The sequence below is a fragment of the Planktothrix mougeotii LEGE 06226 genome, from assembly GCF_015207485.1.
In the GTDB taxonomy this organism is placed as follows: Bacteria; Cyanobacteriota; Cyanobacteriia; order Cyanobacteriales; family Microcoleaceae; genus Planktothrix.
In genome coordinates this window covers 24,992-43,224 of record NZ_JADEWU010000051.1, presented here as the reverse complement: position 1 = coordinate 43,224, position 18,233 = coordinate 24,992, and the positions used below count along the sequence as shown (strand labels likewise).

At 39.1% G+C, this 18,233-nt stretch carries 22 protein-coding genes; 8 read left to right on the top strand and 14 right to left on the bottom strand.

Going from position 1 to position 18,233, the window contains the following annotated elements; translation table 11 throughout:
- Window positions 1-55: 55 nt before the first annotated feature.
- Window positions 56-1,528 carry a GAF domain-containing SpoIIE family protein phosphatase gene (locus tag IQ236_RS18920; RefSeq protein WP_193870731.1) on the top strand — a complete coding sequence of 491 codons (1,473 nt, stop codon included), beginning with the start codon at window positions 56-58 and terminating at the stop codon, window positions 1,526-1,528.
- Window positions 1,497-1,715 carry a hypothetical protein gene (locus IQ236_RS18915; protein ID WP_190523158.1) on the top strand — a complete coding sequence of 73 codons (219 nt, stop codon included), beginning with the start codon at window positions 1,497-1,499 and terminating at the stop codon, window positions 1,713-1,715. Before IQ236_RS18920 ends, IQ236_RS18915 begins: the two co-directional genes overlap by 32 nt.
- A 100-nt stretch (window positions 1,716-1,815) precedes the next feature.
- Here IQ236_RS18915 and IQ236_RS18910 read toward each other — a convergent pair whose 3' ends face one another.
- A complete protein-coding gene (locus IQ236_RS18910; protein ID WP_193870730.1) occupies window positions 1,816-2,307 on the bottom strand; it encodes a hypothetical protein in 492 nt (163 codons plus the stop codon).
- 105 nt (window positions 2,308-2,412) lie between these two features.
- Entirely contained in the window at window positions 2,413-3,963 is a 1,551-nt protein-coding gene (locus IQ236_RS18905; protein WP_193870729.1) for a tetratricopeptide repeat protein, read from the bottom strand.
- A gap of 239 nt (window positions 3,964-4,202) precedes the next feature.
- On the opposite strand from IQ236_RS18905, the gene IQ236_RS18900 reads away from it, so the two are divergent.
- Window positions 4,203-4,562, top strand: a complete 360-nt coding sequence (locus IQ236_RS18900) for a hypothetical protein (RefSeq protein ID WP_193870728.1) — start codon at window positions 4,203-4,205, stop codon at window positions 4,560-4,562.
- Window positions 4,563-4,624: 62 nt separating this feature from the next.
- On the opposite strand, the gene IQ236_RS18895 is transcribed toward IQ236_RS18900, so the two are convergent.
- Window positions 4,625-4,906, bottom strand: a complete 282-nt coding sequence (locus IQ236_RS18895; RefSeq protein WP_193870727.1) for a YggT family protein — start codon at window positions 4,904-4,906, stop codon at window positions 4,625-4,627.
- A 214-nt stretch (window positions 4,907-5,120) separates the two neighbouring features.
- Between IQ236_RS18895 and psbX the strand changes: the two genes are divergently transcribed.
- Together psbX and IQ236_RS18885 are read left to right on the top strand one after the other, a co-directional pair.
- Window positions 5,121-5,240: a photosystem II reaction center X protein gene (gene psbX, locus IQ236_RS18890; protein ID WP_083617394.1), complete on the top strand. Its 120-nt coding sequence runs from the start codon at window positions 5,121-5,123 to the stop codon at window positions 5,238-5,240.
- Between the two features lie 202 nt (window positions 5,241-5,442).
- Window positions 5,443-6,273, top strand: coding sequence for a Ycf66 family protein (locus tag IQ236_RS18885; protein WP_193870726.1), 831 nt, complete (start codon window positions 5,443-5,445; stop codon window positions 6,271-6,273).
- Between the two features lie 107 nt (window positions 6,274-6,380).
- On the opposite strand, the gene IQ236_RS18880 is transcribed toward IQ236_RS18885, so the two are convergent.
- Window positions 6,381-6,812, bottom strand: coding sequence for a GNAT family N-acetyltransferase (locus IQ236_RS18880; protein WP_193870725.1), 432 nt, complete (start codon window positions 6,810-6,812; stop codon window positions 6,381-6,383).
- A 66-nt stretch (window positions 6,813-6,878) separates the two neighbouring features.
- Window positions 6,879-8,075: a lipid-A-disaccharide synthase gene (gene lpxB / locus IQ236_RS18875; protein ID WP_228041739.1), complete on the bottom strand. Its 1,197-nt coding sequence runs from the start codon at window positions 8,073-8,075 to the stop codon at window positions 6,879-6,881.
- 290 nt (window positions 8,076-8,365) lie between these two features.
- Between lpxB and IQ236_RS18870 the strand changes: the two genes are divergently transcribed.
- Window positions 8,366-10,861, top strand: a complete 2,496-nt coding sequence (locus IQ236_RS18870) for a VIT domain-containing protein (RefSeq protein ID WP_228041738.1) — start codon at window positions 8,366-8,368, stop codon at window positions 10,859-10,861.
- 5 nt (window positions 10,862-10,866) lie between these two features.
- Window positions 10,867-11,859, top strand: coding sequence for a tRNA dihydrouridine(20/20a) synthase DusA (dusA, locus tag IQ236_RS18865; RefSeq protein ID WP_193870723.1), 993 nt, complete (start codon window positions 10,867-10,869; stop codon window positions 11,857-11,859).
- Window positions 11,860-11,942: 83 nt separating this feature from the next.
- On the opposite strand, the gene IQ236_RS18860 is transcribed toward dusA, so the two are convergent.
- The 9 genes from IQ236_RS18860 to IQ236_RS18820 all read right to left on the bottom strand — a co-directional run bounded on the left by IQ236_RS18860 (window position 11,943) and on the right by IQ236_RS18820 (window position 17,865).
- Window positions 11,943-12,932, bottom strand: coding sequence for a mechanosensitive ion channel family protein (locus IQ236_RS18860; protein WP_193870722.1), 990 nt, complete (start codon window positions 12,930-12,932; stop codon window positions 11,943-11,945).
- Window positions 12,933-13,029: 97 nt separating this feature from the next.
- The gene (locus IQ236_RS18855; protein WP_193870721.1) at window positions 13,030-13,425 is read right to left on the bottom strand and encodes a hypothetical protein; all 396 of its coding nucleotides are present in this window, start codon (window positions 13,423-13,425) and stop codon (window positions 13,030-13,032) included.
- 552 nt (window positions 13,426-13,977) lie between these two features.
- Complete coding sequence (locus tag IQ236_RS18850; RefSeq protein ID WP_228041737.1) at window positions 13,978-14,211, bottom strand: transposase; 234 nt, start codon at window positions 14,209-14,211, stop codon at window positions 13,978-13,980.
- 44 nt (window positions 14,212-14,255) lie between these two features.
- Window positions 14,256-14,549: a hypothetical protein gene (locus tag IQ236_RS18845; protein WP_193870720.1), complete on the bottom strand. Its 294-nt coding sequence runs from the start codon at window positions 14,547-14,549 to the stop codon at window positions 14,256-14,258.
- Window positions 14,550-14,636: 87 nt separating this feature from the next.
- Window positions 14,637-16,028 carry a cobyrinate a,c-diamide synthase gene (locus IQ236_RS18840; RefSeq protein WP_193870719.1) on the bottom strand — a complete coding sequence of 464 codons (1,392 nt, stop codon included), beginning with the start codon at window positions 16,026-16,028 and terminating at the stop codon, window positions 14,637-14,639.
- 215 nt (window positions 16,029-16,243) lie between these two features.
- Window positions 16,244-16,429: a hypothetical protein gene (locus IQ236_RS18835; protein WP_193870718.1), complete on the bottom strand. Its 186-nt coding sequence runs from the start codon at window positions 16,427-16,429 to the stop codon at window positions 16,244-16,246.
- A gap of 567 nt (window positions 16,430-16,996) precedes the next feature.
- Window positions 16,997-17,209, bottom strand: coding sequence for a type II toxin-antitoxin system HicB family antitoxin (locus IQ236_RS18830; protein WP_193870717.1), 213 nt, complete (start codon window positions 17,207-17,209; stop codon window positions 16,997-16,999).
- Entirely contained in the window at window positions 17,209-17,403 is a 195-nt protein-coding gene (locus IQ236_RS18825) for a type II toxin-antitoxin system HicA family toxin (RefSeq protein ID WP_193870716.1), read from the bottom strand. The genes IQ236_RS18830 and IQ236_RS18825 overlap by 1 nt, the downstream gene beginning before the upstream one ends.
- A 30-nt stretch (window positions 17,404-17,433) precedes the next feature.
- Window positions 17,434-17,865: a GUN4 domain-containing protein gene (locus IQ236_RS18820; protein WP_193870715.1), complete on the bottom strand. Its 432-nt coding sequence runs from the start codon at window positions 17,863-17,865 to the stop codon at window positions 17,434-17,436.
- A 48-nt stretch (window positions 17,866-17,913) separates the two neighbouring features.
- On the opposite strand from IQ236_RS18820, the gene IQ236_RS18815 reads away from it, so the two are divergent.
- Window positions 17,914-18,054: a hypothetical protein gene (locus IQ236_RS18815; RefSeq protein ID WP_193870714.1), complete on the top strand. Its 141-nt coding sequence runs from the start codon at window positions 17,914-17,916 to the stop codon at window positions 18,052-18,054.
- The last annotated feature ends 179 nt before the right edge of the window (window positions 18,055-18,233 follow it).

The window sequence follows — 18,233 nt, the reverse complement described above, 5'->3', positions numbered from 1 at the left end:
CCTCTCCCCTTCTCCCCCTCCCCTACTCCCGGTTCCCTGTTCCCTCAAACTGAACATGACAGCCTTGCCCCTACCCAGACGCTCCGATCAATTTGCTGACTCGATTTCGGGTTCTGCAACACCAGAAACCACACCAGTTTTCACCCTGAAAGAACTGGTGGCGCGTTTGCATCGAGAACAGCAAAACGTGAACGAGTTGTTAAGTTCCTTGGGGTATGCCCTGCGTAGCTTCAACAACCTGAATCAATTTTTAGAGTTAACTCCCTTAGTAGCCAGTCGGGTAACGGATGCTGATGGCGGTGCCTTAGTTCTGTTTAAACCCAACGGACAAGTGCGGTTTCAACGGCTCCATTGTCAGGAAGGACGCCAGTGTCAAGATATTCGACAAGCAATTGAAACTGTGACCCGACAAATTTCATTGATGCCAAAAACCAGCCTGGGAGACTTGTCTGAATCGGCTTTACAAACCTATACAGCGAATTTAGATTATCAGGTGAGTCGCTACCTGGGCTCTGATGTGCAGCTATTTGGCACGCCGATTTTGGTTAATAATACGGAACGGGGACGGTTATATGTTTTTAGTCATGATGCCAATTATGTTTGGACACCGACCCGTCAAAAATTAATTCGATTAGTCGCGGATCAAACCGCCGTTGCGATCGCTAATGATGAGTTAGCAACATCCCTACGGGAAAAAGAACGCTTAGATCGAGAGTTAGAAATTGGGGCAGAAATTCAGTTACAATTACTACCTCGAAAATGCCCGACTATCCCCGGTTTAGATATTGCAGCCCAATGTCAAACGGCTAACCGAGTGGGTGGGGATTATTATGATTTTATCCCCTCTAATTTTGATAAACGGGGTGATCATCCCTCTATTCATCAGGATGAACGCTGGAGTATTGTGATTGGGGATGTCATGGGCAAAGGGGTTCCCGCAGGTTTAATTATGACCATGACACGGGGAATGTTGCGGGCAGAAGTGTTAAACCGTCATTCTCCGTCTCAAATTTTAGGACATTTGAATCAAGTCATGTATGCGGATTTAGAAAATTCTAACCGCTTTGTGACGTTATTTTATTCAGAATATGATCCGGCAACTCGAATGTTGTCCTATAGCAATGCTGCTCACCATCCCCCGTTATTATGGCAAGTAGCAACGAATACGATTCGACGGTTAGATACTTTGGGAATGTTGATTGGTTTAGATGCGGATACTTGTTATTATGAAGCCCAAATTCAACTTGATCCAGGGGATACCCTAATTTATTATACGGATGGATTCACCGATGCTATGAATCAACGGGGCGATCGCTTTGATGAGGAAAATCTGAGTAAAGCTTTTCAGTGGGCGTGTCAAAATTGTAGAAATCCCCAATTGATTCTGGAATATTTGTTTGAACAAGTTCAACAATTTATTGGTTCAGGAAATCGAAATGGGGATGATATGACCCTTGTGGTGTTGCAAGTTCAACCCAACAACGGAGGTAATCTTGATGATCACAGTTCTGATACTGAATCCTATTGATGGAGTTAATAGTTTTTATCACAGTTTAGACCTCATGACTCAAGCCCCAATTTTAGCTCAACAAGTGGATGTGGATATTGTTGCTGATTTTGTCAGAACTTGGAACCATATCTTGAAAACAGGTCAACTCTGGGCTTTTTTCATTGGGGTAGTTGCTGGATGGGGACTTAAGAGTTTATTACCTTGAATATTCTTGAATATTCGGGACAGGGGGAAAAGTCGGGGAAATTATTAGCTTCTGACTTTGCACTTGGTACTCAATAAAAGCCAATAGTCAAGACTGTTTATTAGGGTTTTTTCTTCGGGCAATAATTCACTAACTCTTTAAATAAAGCTTCATTTTGAGAGGCGGTTTGTTTGGCTTTTTCTCCGATTTCTTGGGCAGTTTTTCGCGCTTGTAAGAGTTGTTGTTTTCCCTCTGGGGTAATAGAGACTTTCTCCGCAGTCGTTAAGGTTTCACCCAATTGTTTGAGGCTGTTGGATAGGTCTCTAAATTGTTGGGTAGCTTTTTTTTGAATGGTTTGTAAAGGTTTATCTTGGATTTTTAAGGTTTCAATGTCCTGAGAAATTTGATTTAATTGTTGTGAGAGTTTTTGGGTTGTGATTGCATCCCCTTGAGGAGTGAGATTAACCACTAAGGTTTGACCTTCACCAATTGCACTAATCAGTTTTGTACATTCGGCAGATTTACTGCTACAACTAATGAGGGAAAAGGCGATCGCAACAACAGCCACGATCCTTACAGGAATGGAAAAGGATAAAGAAGAGTGATTAGCCATCTAACAATTATTTGTAGCAAATAATATTTAAGGACTTCAGATTACGAATAGGGTGCGTGCGCTGTGGGGAGCGAAGCGAAGGATCACGCACCCTATTGTATTGGGTTAACTTTCATCTTCATCGGGTTGCAGTTCTTTTGCTTTTTCAAAGGCTGCAACGGCGTCTTCAGTTTGCCCTAACTCTTGCAAAGTTAGACCCAGATTATACCAGACATCTGCATCATTAGGTTGCAATTCCAGAGCTTGATTAAAGGACATTAAGGCTGCTTCTAATCTCCCTAAATTGAGTAGAGAAAATCCTCGATTATACAAGGCATTAAAATAGTTGGGTTCTAATTCAATGGCTTGTTGATAACAGTCTAATGCTTCTTCTAATCTCCCTAAATCGGATAACACGTTTCCGCGATTATTCCAAACATAGGCATCATTCGGTTCTAACTCCAGAGCCAGTTCATAGGATTGTAAGGCTTCTTCAATTCGTCCTAAAATCTCTAAGATACTGCCGCGATTATTCCAAGCATCAGCATATTCTGGATGCAGTCTAATCGCTTGTTCAAAGGAGTCTAATGCTTCTTCAAGTCGGTTTAAACTTTTGAGGGTATTACCCCGATAAAACCAAACATAAATATGATCGGGTTGGAGTTGAATTGCTGTATTAAAGGATAGTAAAGCAGCTTCAAAATCTCCGGCTTCGTCTTGTTGAATTCCTTGTTCAAACCATTCCTCCACCTCAGATGAAGTTTTCTCAATAATTGGGGTTTCTTCCAAGGGAATTTCCGGTTGATAATTAACAGGAGGTTCCTCAATAATTGGGAGTTCTTCCGGTAGAATTTCCGGTTGATAATTAACAGGAGTTTCCTCAATAATTGGGGTTTCTTCCGGTAGAATTTCCGGTTGATAATTAACAGGAGTTTCCTCAATAATTGGGGTTTCTTCCGGTAGAATTTCCGATTGATAATTAACAGGAGTTTCCTCAATAATTGGGGTTTCTTCCGGTAGAATTTCCGGTTGATAATTAACAGGAGGTTCCTCAATAATTGGGGGTTCTTCCGGTAGAATTTCCGGTTGATAATTAACAGGAGGTTCCTCAATAATTTGGGATTCTTCCTCTGTTGAGACTGTTACTCCATCTTCCAGAAATTCCGCATCAATAATTGGATAAACCCCAACATTCTCTGAAGGTTGTGCAGGAGAGGGAACCGTTACCCCATCACCTGCAAATTCCGCATCAATAATTGGATAAGGTTCTCTGTTATCTAAATTTTCCGGCTCTTTTTGTGGAGCTATTTGTTCCAAAATACTTGTGCCAATGCGTCCTGAAACATCTCCTATTTCTCCAATTTCCAAACTCGCTAACAGTAACATTCGTCGTGCGAGTTCTTCATGTTGGCTAGGTGTTTGTAGGAGTCGGGTTCCAAAGCGTTGTAACCAAGCCACTAACTCTCCTTCTTGAACTTTATTCCCAATCAACCAGCCTTTAACTTGTCCCCGACTAGCGCCTTGTTGCACTGTGTCCAAGAGTTGCAGAAACAGTGCTTCATATTCCGTATCTGTCCGAGTGGGAAGGGCTTCGGAAGTTGGGGATGGAGGAGAGGGCTGTTTCCCAAACAGGCGTTGAATCAGTCGTTTGAAAAATTGAATAATTCGGCGTAACATAAATAGGCTTAGACAATAGAGTTGTTATGAAGATTCAGGGCAAAACCCCCAAGATATCGGACATAATACACCTTTTTGATTCAGCCGTTTAATCCAATCCTTCTCTAATAATATTAAAAGCTTACAATCTCGCCCTCTGGGGTCAATAGGCCACCACGTCAAAGTTAAGTAAATTCTCGGATGTTCAGGGTCGTTGTGTTGTTATAAACTCAACTATAATTTCTACCGGATTGTCACCTATGTCGAAATTTAGAGTATTAATTGGACTAACCCTGCTACTGAGTTTATTTGCAACTGGAGCGAAAGCCCAGACTCAAAGTGTAAAATTCACTCTCGTTAACGGTACCAGTCGAACTTTAGAATCATTCTATGCTTCGCCTCCAAGTACCAGTGATTGGGAAGAAGATATTTTGGGAGTTGATGTGCTTCCTCCAGGAGAGTCAACGGAAATCACGATTAATGATGGCCGTGAAGATTGCAACTATGATTTCAAAGGGGTATTAGGCCCTAGTGATGATGGCAGCGTTGGACGAGGTGCTTTAATTCAATCGGCAGTGAATGTTTGCGATGGTGGGAGTTACACCTATTACGAAAATTAGGACGTTTGCAAAAGGCAAGAGCCAGAAAACAATATGGGTTGAAATCTCTGCCTTTTGCGGGGTTATTGCATCATTCTTAATAAACCCTGTTGACCGAGAAGCATTTCCCGCAGCAGACTGAAAATCCCCACCCAGATAATCGGGGTGATATCTACACCTCCCAAAGGAGGAACGATTTTACGGGTGACGACTAAAAAGGGTTCTGTCGGCCAAACAATCAAGTTGAAGGGAAAACGCTGTTGATTGACTTGGGGATACCAAGTTAGGACGATTCTGAAAATAAACAAAAACGTCATTAAACCTAGAATTAAGCCTAAACCCCACATTAAAATGGTTGTATTCATAAGATGAGACAAAATATTTTAAGTTTTGTTACTGCTTCTGAGATTAATTTTAACGGTTTTGGGGTATTTTCTCAGAAACCGGGGAATGGCTGCCCCAGATTTTAACCGAAAACTGGATTAACTCAGAATTATCGCCTTTCTAGGACGATGGAGTGTCAAGTATTGTTAAAATAGTAGACCAAGAAATTATTCTAAGACAAGGATCGCATTTGTTATGACACCTTCATTGATGAACTTTTTCTATAGTTTGCTGGCTGGAATTCTGATTGTGGTGATTCCCGCTACCGTCGGTCTGATTTTTATCAGTCAGAAGGATAAAGTCATTCGTTCCTAGACTGACTCTCTGGAGACAAGTCTTGGTACACTTGCCAAAATCCTTGTTAAACCGATAAACTTAGGGGCTAAGAAGTCAGAACTTAATCTGAATCCCTAGCCCCTCCTGTTTATATTTGCCAACAATACGCATCCACAAGTGCCGATCAGTAGAGATTCTCAAGAGAACTCGCTAAGATAGGACTGGCATAGGAGAACGAATAATGGTTAATTTAGGTTTAAATTTCAGCAGCTTAATCGGGATTTTGCTCGCGGTTGCTGGTGCTGGATTATATTTTCTGCGTTCCTGGCGTCCAAAGCTGGCACGGGATCATGATATTTTCTTTGCGGCCATTGGCTTACTTTGTGGCGGAATTCTGCTCTTTCAGGGATGGCGACTTGATCCCATTCTAGCGTTTGGTCAATTTTTATTAACGGGAAGTGCGATTTTCTTTGCGGTGGAAAGTATTCGCCTCAGAGGAATTGCTGTTGTCCAAGCCAAAGAACGAGCTCCGATTGTGGACGATGAACGCTATGTCAGTAACGTTTATCGGGTCGATGCAGAATTAGACGAACTCGAACCCACTGACGAATATATGCCCATGGCTCGTCAAATTCGCGGGAGTCGGGATACTCGTTTAAGTAGAGCCGATAGCTATGACGATGATGCTGTCCGTCGGCGTCCCTCTAGCCGCAAAAATAGCAGCGTTGACTATCCTCCGGTAGAAGATCGTCCTCGCAAGCGTCGTCCCCGTCCCGAATCTCGTCCTGACACTGCATCTGACTGGGGAGAACCCCCCAGAGAACGGGAAGAAAGATCGGCTAGAAAGCGTCCTAACCGTCCTCCCGCATCACCTTCAGTAGAGAAAGAGGATTGGGAAGTTTCTGAAACACCCCGTTCTCGTCGTCGTCCCTCCTCTTCTTCTTCTTCTTCTTCAGAATATCGTTATTCTGAAGACCGCAATCGCAACACAAATTCAACTGATTATGTTGAATATCGACCCGTAGACTATTCCGATGATGAGGTTGATAGTCCTTCCAATTTTGAAAAATAAATTTCATCTTGTAGGGAACAGGGAATAGGTTTCAATATCAGTTTATTTATGCTTGAGGAATGAGGCTTCTGTCTGATTCCTATTTTTTTTCTATTCCCTAGTTTTTCTTAAAATTCTTGATAATGACTTGCGGTTTCTAAGCTCATTAATTTAACACTCTCTGATGAATGAAACCCTAATTTTTCATAAAAAGGAACCATTTCAGGTAAACACATTAACAGAAACGTTTCAACCTCTTGTAAATCGGGATGAGTTAAAATTTCAGCCATTAATTTTTTCCCTAATCCTTGATTTTGATAGGAACTCTCCACCAAAACATCCCAAATTAAGGCTCGATAGGTATAATCTGTTAAAACTCGTGTAAATCCGATTAATTTTTGGGTATCAGAGTCTACTAAACCAATAATAATATCGGAGTGAGTTAACATTTTTTCGATATCTTTTGAGGTACGCTGATGACTCCACCATCCGAGTTTATAGAGTTGTTCTAAATCTTGTATTTGGGTTGGAGTTAAATCTTGAACAACGATAATCGACAAGGGAATTATTCTCCTCAATTTCTATAGAGGGTAATTGCTATTTATTATTAGTATAACATAAAATAATTACTTGGGGAGACTATTTAAAATTTCTAAAGCCGCGCGATCGCACACTCCCTCCTCTCCTAACGCTTGCTTCATCTGTTGATACTGATTTAACATTTCTTGTCGTTTTTGTTGATTTGTTAATAATTCTATCGCCTCTTGAAGGATATTTTCGGGAGTGGCTTTTTCTTGTAATAATTCAGGAACAATGGCTTGCATTTGTACTAAATTAGTCGGGGACATAAAGGGAATCGAAAATTTCAGGAAATGACGAGCAACCCAAGCCGTTAAAGCACTGACTCGATAAACCACCACTTGGGGAACATTTAATAAGGCAATTTCTAAATTAACGGTTCCTGATTTTGTTAATGCTAAATCGGCTGCTGCTAACACTTCCAACGTTTGATAATTATCGGTTACTGTTGAGACTAAAACCGCATTTAATTGATAATCTTGAATAGCGGTTTCAATCGCTGTTTTATAGTCGGGTAACGATAAGGGAATCCAAAATTTTACCTGGGGTATTTTAGCTTGAATCTGTTGAGCCGCTTCAAATAATATCGGCATTAAATATTTAATTTCTTGCCATCGAGAAGCCGGAAGTAAAGCGATCGCAATTTCATCCGGTTGAATGCCTAATTTTCGGCGAGATTCTTCACGACTTGGAGCCATTTTCATTCGATCTAATAAAGGATGACCTACCCATGTCACCTTCGCACCTTTTGATTGAAAATAACGTGCTTCTTCAGGAAAAATGGCAAGAATACGATGCGTTAGTTTAACAATTTGTGCTGTACTGCGAGAGCCGATTGACCAAACCCATTCCTGCGGTGCAATATAATAAAAAATAGGAATTGTTGGCAAGTTATGTTTAATAAAATTTCCGATCCCAATATTTGGCCCCATATAATCAATTAAAATCACTAAATCAGGAGGATGCTCTTTTAAATAGTGTTTGACTTGTTTTTGCATCAAATAGGTCGGGATAATATAGGGGATAGATTCTAAAATTCCAACGGAACCAATTCCTGTGGTATTCCCTAATAATAGCGCTCCTGCGGCTGCCATTTTTTCTCCCCCTAATGCTATAATTTCTATTAATATTCCTGCCTTTTTAGCTTGTCTGAATAAAGCTTCAATTAACAGTGATCCTTGTAAATCACCGGAAACTTCTCCGGTACTTATAAAAATCCGAATAGGGAGAGTGTTGTGAAGCATAGGAAATCAATAATTTATTCTGAGAAAACGTACTATAGAAATTCTATTCCTAACCTAATTTTTAATTATAGGGGTTTACTGACCTGATCCAAAGTCAAATTTGAAATTGGAGGAAGGATATCGGACAAAACACGATAGAATCATGAATTGTAGGTGCAAGCTGTAGCTGTCCCTACAGGAGTCTTCTGAATGCTAAAAAGTAATGTAGCTCAGGAACGTTTATGATCCTTATTAGGTCTTAGTTTATAGACCTGATTCATATTGTAACTTAAATAATGGCAGTCTTATTCATGAACTCTTTATTGACTTTAGCAAGACTTTCTTGGGGAATTCTGATTTTTAGCGGTTTCAATTTTATCGGGAATACTTCTCCCACATTGGCGAGTCCCGTTCAACAGTTGGAACAGCAATCTTCAACGTTAAAATTAGCACAACTTCCTCAACAATTATCTGAGAAACCTGTAGGAGGATTATATGTTCAATCTCTTACTCAAACTCAAGTTTTTCCCCTCAAAAAAACCCAGGTTAACGCTAAAATTTCAGGAAATCTTTCTGAGGTAGAAGTTTCTCAAACCTTTGAAAATCCGTTTAAAGAACCTTTAGAAGCGATTTATGTGTTTCCCCTTCCTGATCAAGCCGCTGTTGATCAAATGGTGATTAAAATTGGCGATCGCACGATAAAATCAAGAATTGAAACCAAAGAAGGCGCGAGAGAAATCTATCAACGTGCTAAAGATCAAGGTCGCACCGCAGCATTATTAGAACAGGAACGAGATAATATCTTTACTCAGTCTGTAGCCAATATTCAACCAGGAGAACAAATATCCGTAACGATTCGCTATCTTGATCAGTTAAAATTTGAGGGAGGAGATTATGAATTTGTATTTCCGATGGTGGTTGGCCCCCGTTATATTCCCGGTCAATTAATTGATAAAAATCAACCCAATACCAATCAAGTCCCCGATGCAGATCGGATTACACCGCCTATTATTGATCCTAACACAAAATCAGACCATAAAATTCAAGTTAATCTTGAAATTGATGCCGGAATTCCGATTGAAAATATTCGCTCAACTTCTCATAAAATTATTACCCAACAACAAGGAAATCGAGTTTTTGTTCGTTTAGATGACTCGGATCAAATTCCGAATAAGGATCTAATTCTAAGATATCAAATTTCAGGAGAAAATACAAGGGCGACGGTCTTAACAGAATCCGATCCCCAAGGGGGACATTTTGCAACTTATCTGTTACCTGCAATTCGTTATAACCCTAATCAAATTATTCCCAAAGACGTTATTTTTTTAATGGATACTTCCGGTTCTCAAGAAGGTGAACCCTTGACAAAATCCAAAGAATTAATGAAACGGTTTATTCAGGGATTAAATGCTGAAGATACTTTTACGATTATTGATTTTGCTAATACGACTAATACTTTATCAGAAACTCCCTTAGAAAATACCCCGGCTAACCGAGAAAAAGCCCTCAATTATATTAATCAATTAGAAGCCAATGGCGGTACAGAATTATTAAATGGAATTCAAGCCGTGATGCGTTTCCCTTCTCCGCCAACGGGTCGGTTACGCAGTATTGTTTTACTCACTGATGGTTATATTGGAAATGATTCTGAAGTCATTGCAGAAGTGCAAAATAAACTTAAACCTGGAAATCGGTTTTATTGTTTTGGGGTGGGAAGTTCGGTGAATCGATTTTTATTAAATCGTTTAGGAGAAATGGGACGAGGAACAGTGCAGATTGTTCGTCAAGATGAACCCACTGAAACCGTTGTTGAAACCTTTTTTAAACAGATTAATAATCCCATTTTAACCGATATTGAAATCACTTGGCAAGGGGAAGGATTAAAACCTGAAATTTACCCCATTACTTTATCGGATTTATTTGATAATCAACCGTTAGTCTTATTGGGACGTAAACTAGATCGACGCAATGGGTTATTAAGAATTACAGGAACCACAGCAAACGGCGATCGCTATGAACAAACCCTACCTGTTAATTTTCCAGCTGTTAATACGAACGAATCTGGTAATATTGCCATTGCTAAATTGTGGGGACGCACTAAAATTAAAGAACTGATGAATCAAATGTTTTCTGGTGAAACAAAATCAGGAGTTGACGCAGTAACACGCACCGCTTTATCCTATCAATTACTATCAAATTATACAGCATTTGTAGCCGTGAGTGAAGAAGTTCGAGTTAATCCAAATGGAACTCGTCATACCGTTGAAGTCCCGATAGAATTACCGGAAGGTGTCAGTTATGAGGGAATTTTTGGCACACCTGCAACCCTGCAACTTCAATCTACAAATTCAATGCCTATAGGACGAGTTCGTTCAGCATCGGGTTACAATAATTATAGGAGTCAACGAAGCCCAGAACTGGCTCCATCTTCTCCCCCTCAATTTCAAGGTGCAGATATACTCGATACAAGGCTAAATGCTGCTCGAAATACCGCTTCTACCATTGCAGTCATTCAACTAACAGGAATCAGCGATCGCAGCCTTTTAGATGACTTAAATCGTTATTTACAGGGGTTAAATTTATCAATTCCTATTAATGGAAAAATCAGCTTTGAAATGATTGTTGATCAAGGCAATGTCCAACGAGCAATTTTTGATGACCTTGACTCTAATTTAGATTTAGATGATAATCAAAAAGAAGCGATAATCATTGATCAGATTCGACGATCACTGTTCACTTGGCAACCTCCAACTTCAGTTAGTGGAAAGATCAGAATTACCTTAGAATTAAAAGCAACAAAATCCTAAATTTCATGAACAATCTGAGATCAATTTCAACCTTAAATCAAAGCTATCCCCTCAGTATTGCCCCCATGATGGATCGCACCGATCGCCATTATCGTTATTTTATGCGACAAATCACCCGGCGAACATTACTCTATACTGAAATGGTGACAACCGCAGCGATTTTGCATGGCGATCATGAAAAATTATTGAGCTTTTCTCCTGAAGAAAAACCCTTAGTTTTACAGTTAGGAGGAGATAACCCTAATCATCTGGCGACCTGCGCTAAAATAGCAGAAGATTGGGGATATGATCAGGTTAATTTAAACGTTGGGTGTCCGAGCGATCGCGTTCAAAATGGCAATTTTGGAGCCTGTTTAATGGCGCAACCGGAATTAGTTGCAAAAGCTATAGAAGCAATGCAAAAAGCGGTTAATATTCCCGTTACTGTTAAACATAGAATTGGCATTGATGACCGGGATAGTTATGAAGATATGGCGCATTTTGTTAGAATTGTTTCTGAAGCCGGATGTCAACAATTTACGGTTCATGCTCGTAAAGCGTGGTTACAGGGTTTAAGTCCGAAAGAAAATCGCACTATTCCCCCATTACGATATCAAGAAGTACATCAATTAAAACAAGAATTTCCCCATTTATTGATTGAAATTAATGGTGGGTTTAAAACCTTAGCAGAAGTCAAAGAACAATTACAATTTGTGGATGCAGTTATGATAGGACGTGCTGCTTATGATCACCCCTATTTATTTGCAACCGCAGATCAAGAAATCTATGGAGAAAAAACACCCCCTCTGACTCGCCGAGAAATCATAGAATCGATGTATCCTTATATTGACTATTGGCTACAAAAAGGGGTAAAATTAAATACTATTACTCGTCATTTATTAGAGATATTTGCAGGACAACCCGGAACAAAAGCTTGGAAACGATATATTAGTGAAAATGCCCATCTTCCAGGTGCAGGAGTCGAGGTTCTTCAGCAAGCTTTAGAGAAAGCAAATTAACGAAATCGTAGGGGCGAGGAAACCTCGCCCTTATTAACCCAGGGAATAAGAGGGTTTGGAAACCAAACCCCTACAATCAAATATTATTCTGTTTTAGAATTGCCATTTTGTTGAGATTGTAATTCGATTAATTTTCGTAAAGAACCTCCAATACTTCGTGTTTGGGGAACTTCACCTTTTCCGGCTGGCCATCCTTCCCGTTGTCGAGAACGGTTGCCATCATTTTCTTCAGTTTGGTCATGAAATAGAATAACTTGAGTCGGAAATGCTAAGTCAATTCCATTAGCAACCAGCTTATTTTTAATGGCTGTTAACACCTTATCTTGTAAATCTAAAGCATCTGCTCGACGAGGAGGTTGAATCCACCAACGTGCTCGAATATTGACGGTACTTTCAGCTAAAGCCACAACAATTGCATCAGGTTCAGGTTGTTTTAATACTCCTTCTGTTTCGTCCATGGCTTCTAACATTAACCGTCTGGCTTGTTCAATATTATCGCCATACCCAATACCAACATCGTATTCTAAACGACGGTTATCAAAGGCAGTATTCACGATAATTGAATTCGTAAATAGTTCCGAATTAGGAATCACAATTCTACGACCATCATAGGTTCTAATGGTTGTTGCTCTCGTTTGAATATTTTCGACAGTTCCTTCAAACTCCTTAAACACAATTTGATCATTAATTTGGAAGGGTTCAGTTAATAAAATTAAAATACCTGCCAGAAAATTCTGTAAAATATCCCGAAAAGCAAACCCAATTGCTACCCCACTAATACCCAATAATTGAACTAAATCTCCCGCTTTCAAAGAAGGAATAATAATCGATAATGCGATAAATAAACCGACCAGAACTGTTGTTCCCTGGGCTAATCGTCCTAAAACTAACCCTAAATTGCGAGCATGGCGACGATTTTGAGTAAAACGTCTCACCATCTGTTTAATTGTTCTAGCAATAAACAAGAAAATAAAGAAAACAATAAATGCTAAGACAAGATTCGGTAAGAGAATGATAAAATCATTAATCATCTCCTGTACCTTATCCCAAGCAGTTGATATTTCAGCACTCATAAGACTTTTGAACTCATCCGTCATTATTAATGTTAGTCAAATTCAGTCGAATTAAAATCTATCTAAGGTTGGTAATTGCGACAACACTCTACAACAATTAAGAACTTATTCGTTTAAGTATTCCTGATTGAGCAAAATCAGGTTGATTTTCTGATGGGGAAATAGGATCAATTAAATGAACCAACTCTAAATGCTGCAACCATTGGGGATTAAAATCAACAATCCAAGGTTGAGAAATTGGTTCATACCATCCGTTGATAAACCCTCTGATTCCTAAGAGCGATCGCTCCATTGTCCCCTTAAAATCTTGATTTAATTGGTTAATTAATTCGGGGTTAGTGGTCAAAAAGTTGCGAAAGTTCAGCACTAAGTCACAAAGAAGCGATCGCAAATAATCACTCTCAATTTCAGGATGTTGAGCTAACAGTTGACTAACAAAAAACATCCCAGAGCAAGGAAGTCCGGTTAAATAAAGGTAACGATGATGGAGCATAAAATTTTGTTGAAGTTTTCACCGAATCTTTAAAGAGAAACCGGGTTTCTGCGATAATATTATATTCCATCCCATTATCAACGCTACAGATGATCCCCCCAACCCCCCTTAATAAGCAGGGGGTTTTCATTTTCAAAATTAGTCAAAAATTAAAATTTCTCAATAACAGGCAGGATGCCTGTTCCACGATCTAATTATCAAATATTAACTAATATTTAATAATTAGATTTTCTTCTAGGCTAGTTCTGAATTTCCTTGTGGTACAGGCATCTTGCCTGTATATTTCTGATAAAAATCTTCGGAGAATGAAAACGCCCTGCTTAATAAGGGGGGAGTTTGTAGCAAACATTTAAGGATGAAATATAACTTTGGTATGATCACCGAGATATTTGTTCAGAAACAGGGTTTCTTCAAGAAACCCTGTGTGGGGATTTCTTCGTTAATTAAAGGTAAACGAATTAGCGGTAATTGAGTTAGCAGGGACACCAATTAAAGTGGCTAAAAGTTCATTATTAGCTGCGGCTCTCCTGTACCTATGGTGATAAGTAAATCTTATAAAGAAAGACAAGCTAGTAGCTTTTCACGCATCATCTCAAAATTTTTGAAGCCATAGCTTTGACGAAGAATTAATTTGATCCGGTTGTTTAATCCCTCCATGACTCCACTGGTTGTTCGATTAATAAAATAATGGCAAATATCGGGAAGATGCGGTTTAAGAGTTTGGGCGGTTTTTCCAAAAACAATGAGAGCCGAATTGAGCCATTTCTTTAATCTTCTCATTCCCATAAGAACCGTTGTACTGCTTTCATAAATATCTCGGAGTTCCTCTTTTAATTCATAAGCGATCCAGTGGCACCAACAATCATCAGGGCATTATTGCCATTATTATTGTTGTTGTAACCCAGTTGAATTGCTGGATGATAGCTGTTAGCGCTAAATAAACCGTCATCGGGTAGTCCATTCCCAGAAGTCGGATTTGTATAAACGGCAAAGGACTGAGTAACAGCGGCATAGCCTGAGTTATCTATTGCTGTTTGGGTGGTGTCTGTGACTCCACCTGTGTAGTTAACAATGACATCATCGCTGAAGATTGAGCTAACATCGAAGTTGACGGTTGCTAACACTCCACCATAGCTTTTCAGGGCTTGGGCTGAAAATGCTAGGGGGGTTTCAATTAAACCGATGGTTTTGTCTAATTTCCAGTCTCCTCTTTAGGATTTTATATAAGATTGATTATTGCAACAACACTCTAAAAATCGCATTGGAATCTCAATTTTATCTCCCCAATGAAGATGTAAATAAGACCCATGAACGTTAGGGAGATTTCCCCATCCTTCTAAAATTAAAGTATTATTTTCTACTGAGAAAAAACGCTGCATTTGATATAACGGTTGAGTTGAGTTTTCGAGCAATTCTGAACGATGAAACTCATGTCCGGTAATTATTTCTCCTTCTAATAATAAAGGCGTTGTTTTTAAGGCTTTGGCTTGATAATACCCTAATTTTAATCGTTTTCCCATCACCGCCGTTGTCGGTAAAACCCCCACCATTGACCAAGAATTATTTTCAAAATCAATAATATTTTCACATAAATACATTAACCCTCCACATTCGGCATAGGTTGGCATTCCTGCTAAAATAGCATTTTTAACCGCTTCTAAAATAACCTGATTTTGGCTTAATTTTTCAGCAAATACTTCTGGAAACCCGCCGCCAAAATATAATCCTTGTATTCCGGGGGGTAAGTGGTTATCGGTTAAGGGACTCCATTCGATTAATTCCGCGCCTAATTGTTGTAAAATTTCTAAATTTTCGCTATAATAGAAGTTAAAAGCAGCATCTCTGGCGATCGCAATTTTAATTCTAGGTTCTACAGTGGCGTTTAAAAATACAGTTTCTTGATGAAATTTGGTTTCTGGAGTATATTTTAATAAAGGTAATAATTGTTCCCAGTCAAACCAAGATTCAGCAAGTTTAGCTAAGTCTTGAATCAGTAAATTTAGTTCAGGTAGTTCTTCCGTTGGAATCAACCCTAAATGACGAGCAGGGATCTCAATATTGTCTTGTCTTTTCAAAATCCCTATAATCGGAATATTGAGAGATTTTAAGGAAGTTTTTAATAGTTCTAAATGGCGATCGCTTCCGACTTTATTTAAAATCAAACCTGCTAAATTTAGATGAGGATTAAGGGTTTTAAATCCTAGGGTAATTGCAGCCACAGAACCCGATAATCGACTACAATCTAAAACTAAAATAACAGGTAAATTCAAAATTAAAGCAATTTGAGCCGTGGAAGCAATTGGAACATTTTCGCCATCAGGAATCCCATCAAATAAACCCATTACTCCTTCAATTAATCCATAATCAGCACTTTGAATATGATTACAATAGCAATTTTTAATATAGGATTCTGATGTTAAAATAGTATCTAAATTATAACAAGGTTTCCCCGTCACATAGGCATGAAACATCGGATCAATATAATCAGGGCCAACCTTAAAAGATTGTACGTTAAAATTTTGTTGTTTTAAATAAGATAAAATGGCTAACGTAACAGTTGTTTTACCAACGCCACTGCGTTCACCTGCAATAATAACGGTCATGTTTTAAAATTTTTAGGGAATACCTATTATTGTATTAGGATTTTAGCGATCGCTTTTCCCCTCCTCGTAGTGAGTCCTTCAGGACTCTTAGCCCTAAAGGGCTTACCGTAGTGAGTCCTTCAGGACTCTTAGCCCTAAAGGGCTTACCGTAGTGAGTCCTTCAGGACTCTTAGCCCTAAAGGGCTTACTACATATCAAACTCTGAGCAACTATCCTTAGTTAGGAGGAACTATTGGATCACTATTTTCTGGTGTTTGACTTTGATCGGCAATAATATATGAAATGGGGTTAGATATGGGTTGTGTGACAAGGGTAGCTTCAACCGGGGAATCAGAAATTTCCGAATATTGAGGTAGAATTACTGCTAAATTCAATAGAGCGAATAAAAGAATATCCAACATTAGTCAGTTCTCCATTTAAGTTCGTTGTAGAACGAACACAGAAGAATCGAGAAGGCCTTCTGCTTGATGAATCTCTTGTGTTCTACTGATATATCAATCCAAAAAACTAAAATTATGCAAAATGGCAGAAAAATTTTTTGGGGGGTTAAATCAGGTGTCAGGTGTCGGGTGTCAGGTATCGGGAAAGAGTGTGGTTATTAACTCAGTTTCAGATTTAGAAACCTTTTAAGAAACCGGGTTTCTGCCCTAACATTTACTACTAATTGCCGATGACTCCCTTAATCACAACTCCGAGAAACCGGGTTTCTGCGTTAACTTTTGCTAGTAACAGAAAGCTCAATTAAGAAACCCGGTTTCTGAACCCCACTAGCATTTCCATTTGCGATAGCCTTCGGCTGGGCGGAGCCCATCGCATCTTAAATCTACATTATGATCGAAGATATGAAACCCAGTTTTTGACCCCCAGCGCTTGCGAGAAACCGGGTTTCTGCCCTAACCTTTGCTATTAACAAAAAGCTTAATTAAGAAACCCGGTTTCTGAACTCCCTCCAGGTAGCGATCGCAGTTTTATAATTTAGCTTCTACATACTCACAAATTGATAGAGGTTCAGGGATTTTAAACCCTTCTTCTTGTAATCCTTCTAAATGAAAAATAATGGCTTCTTGCATTAAAATTCGTACCTCTTCAACAGTTTCACCCACTGCTACACATCCGGGTAAATCAGGGACATAAGCACCATAACTATTTTCGCCTTTTTCAATTACAATAGCATAACGCATTATTGATCCTCCTCGATTTGTGCTTGTCGCCAAATACTTTTAAGCGTTCCGATGGGTACATCAATACTTAACTTACCCGAAACGGTCACAGTTCCTATTTTATCAGGATGTTTAAATTGCCGATGACTCCCTCGCGTTCTCGCTAAATACCAACCCTCTTTTTCTAATTTTTTAATAACATCTCTAACTTTCATTATTTCTTTAGATTAATTGTAAGTTAATGCTTACAGTTCTGGACAATCTAACAAAAAGTTAAACAACAAAATAAAAGACAAACCTCCAAACCCACGAGGGAGATGACCTAATGGAGCTTGTAAAGAAAAGGTTAGGTCATTGTAATTCTTCTCCACTCCTCTATTTCGCCATCCAACGTGATCACCTAATTTAGATTCTGTCTTATAGTCTACTTTAGTACCGACTTTTAACCAGATTTTTTTCTGAACACTAAAGCCAAAACGGAACATACTGTATTTTACCCATAACTGATCAATTGCAACTAAATCCCCAGATGGAAAATTAATAATTGACTCATGATTTAACCAACCCTGTTTTTCTCTACCTACTGATTGAAGTATGAGCTTTCTAGTCTCTTGGTCTGCTGCTTTCCACTGTTCTGTTATCAGTAAGTTTTCTAGGTGGGAATATTTATCAATCATCAGTTCTCCTCATTAATAATAAGCAGAGCCTCTATTAATATTATTTCTATGTATAACCTAGAAACGAAGGGAAAAGATAATTTTGTCGGAAACTACAACCCAAACTATACGGTTAGCCACAATACCAAAAGCGATCGCAATTCCTACAGTAGTAAACATGAACAACAAAGGGCAAGCGTCCCAACCTGAAGTCCAACCGACCTAAAAAGGTTCGGTAAACACACCTTCAAGGAATGGACAAACCGCCCCCAGTATAGAGATAAGCAATCGTATCTTAAAAACTGTATTGAAATTGGACTCGCCCCCTGATGCAGTTGGGTTGAGGAGTAGTCCAGAAGTCGTATCAAGACGACTGATCTCAAACAGAA

Excerpts from the sequence above, each read along its gene's own strand:
- IQ236_RS18920 (WP_193870731.1), top strand. The coding sequence starts at position 56 with ATGACAGCCTTGCCCCTACCCAGACGCTCCGATCAATTTGCTGACTCG.
- IQ236_RS18915 (WP_190523158.1), top strand. The coding sequence starts at position 1,497 with ATGATCACAGTTCTGATACTGAATCCTATTGATGGAGTTAATAGTTTT.
- IQ236_RS18910 (WP_193870730.1), bottom strand. The coding sequence starts at position 2,307 with ATGGCTAATCACTCTTCTTTATCCTTTTCCATTCCTGTAAGGATCGTG.
- IQ236_RS18905 (WP_193870729.1), bottom strand. The coding sequence starts at position 3,963 with ATGTTACGCCGAATTATTCAATTTTTCAAACGACTGATTCAACGCCTG.
- IQ236_RS18900 (WP_193870728.1), top strand. The coding sequence starts at position 4,203 with ATGTCGAAATTTAGAGTATTAATTGGACTAACCCTGCTACTGAGTTTA.
- IQ236_RS18895 (WP_193870727.1), bottom strand. The coding sequence starts at position 4,906 with ATGAATACAACCATTTTAATGTGGGGTTTAGGCTTAATTCTAGGTTTA.
- psbX (WP_083617394.1), top strand. The coding sequence starts at position 5,121 with ATGACACCTTCATTGATGAACTTTTTCTATAGTTTGCTGGCTGGAATT.
- IQ236_RS18885 (WP_193870726.1), top strand. The coding sequence starts at position 5,443 with ATGGTTAATTTAGGTTTAAATTTCAGCAGCTTAATCGGGATTTTGCTC.
- lpxB (WP_228041739.1), bottom strand. The coding sequence starts at position 8,075 with ATGCTTCACAACACTCTCCCTATTCGGATTTTTATAAGTACCGGAGAA.
- IQ236_RS18870 (WP_228041738.1), top strand. The coding sequence starts at position 8,366 with ATGAACTCTTTATTGACTTTAGCAAGACTTTCTTGGGGAATTCTGATT.
- dusA (WP_193870723.1), top strand. The coding sequence starts at position 10,867 with ATGAACAATCTGAGATCAATTTCAACCTTAAATCAAAGCTATCCCCTC.
- IQ236_RS18860 (WP_193870722.1), bottom strand. The coding sequence starts at position 12,932 with ATGAGTGCTGAAATATCAACTGCTTGGGATAAGGTACAGGAGATGATT.
- IQ236_RS18855 (WP_193870721.1), bottom strand. The coding sequence starts at position 13,425 with ATGCTCCATCATCGTTACCTTTATTTAACCGGACTTCCTTGCTCTGGG.
- IQ236_RS18850 (WP_228041737.1), bottom strand. The coding sequence starts at position 14,211 with ATGGGAATGAGAAGATTAAAGAAATGGCTCAATTCGGCTCTCATTGTT.
- IQ236_RS18840 (WP_193870719.1), bottom strand. The coding sequence starts at position 16,028 with ATGACCGTTATTATTGCAGGTGAACGCAGTGGCGTTGGTAAAACAACT.
- IQ236_RS18835 (WP_193870718.1), bottom strand. The coding sequence starts at position 16,429 with ATGTTGGATATTCTTTTATTCGCTCTATTGAATTTAGCAGTAATTCTA.
- IQ236_RS18830 (WP_193870717.1), bottom strand. The coding sequence starts at position 17,209 with ATGCGTTATGCTATTGTAATTGAAAAAGGCGAAAATAGTTATGGTGCT.
- IQ236_RS18825 (WP_193870716.1), bottom strand. The coding sequence starts at position 17,403 with ATGAAAGTTAGAGATGTTATTAAAAAATTAGAAAAAGAGGGTTGGTAT.
- IQ236_RS18820 (WP_193870715.1), bottom strand. The coding sequence starts at position 17,865 with ATGATTGATAAATATTCCCACCTAGAAAACTTACTGATAACAGAACAG.
- IQ236_RS18815 (WP_193870714.1), top strand. The coding sequence starts at position 17,914 with ATGTATAACCTAGAAACGAAGGGAAAAGATAATTTTGTCGGAAACTAC.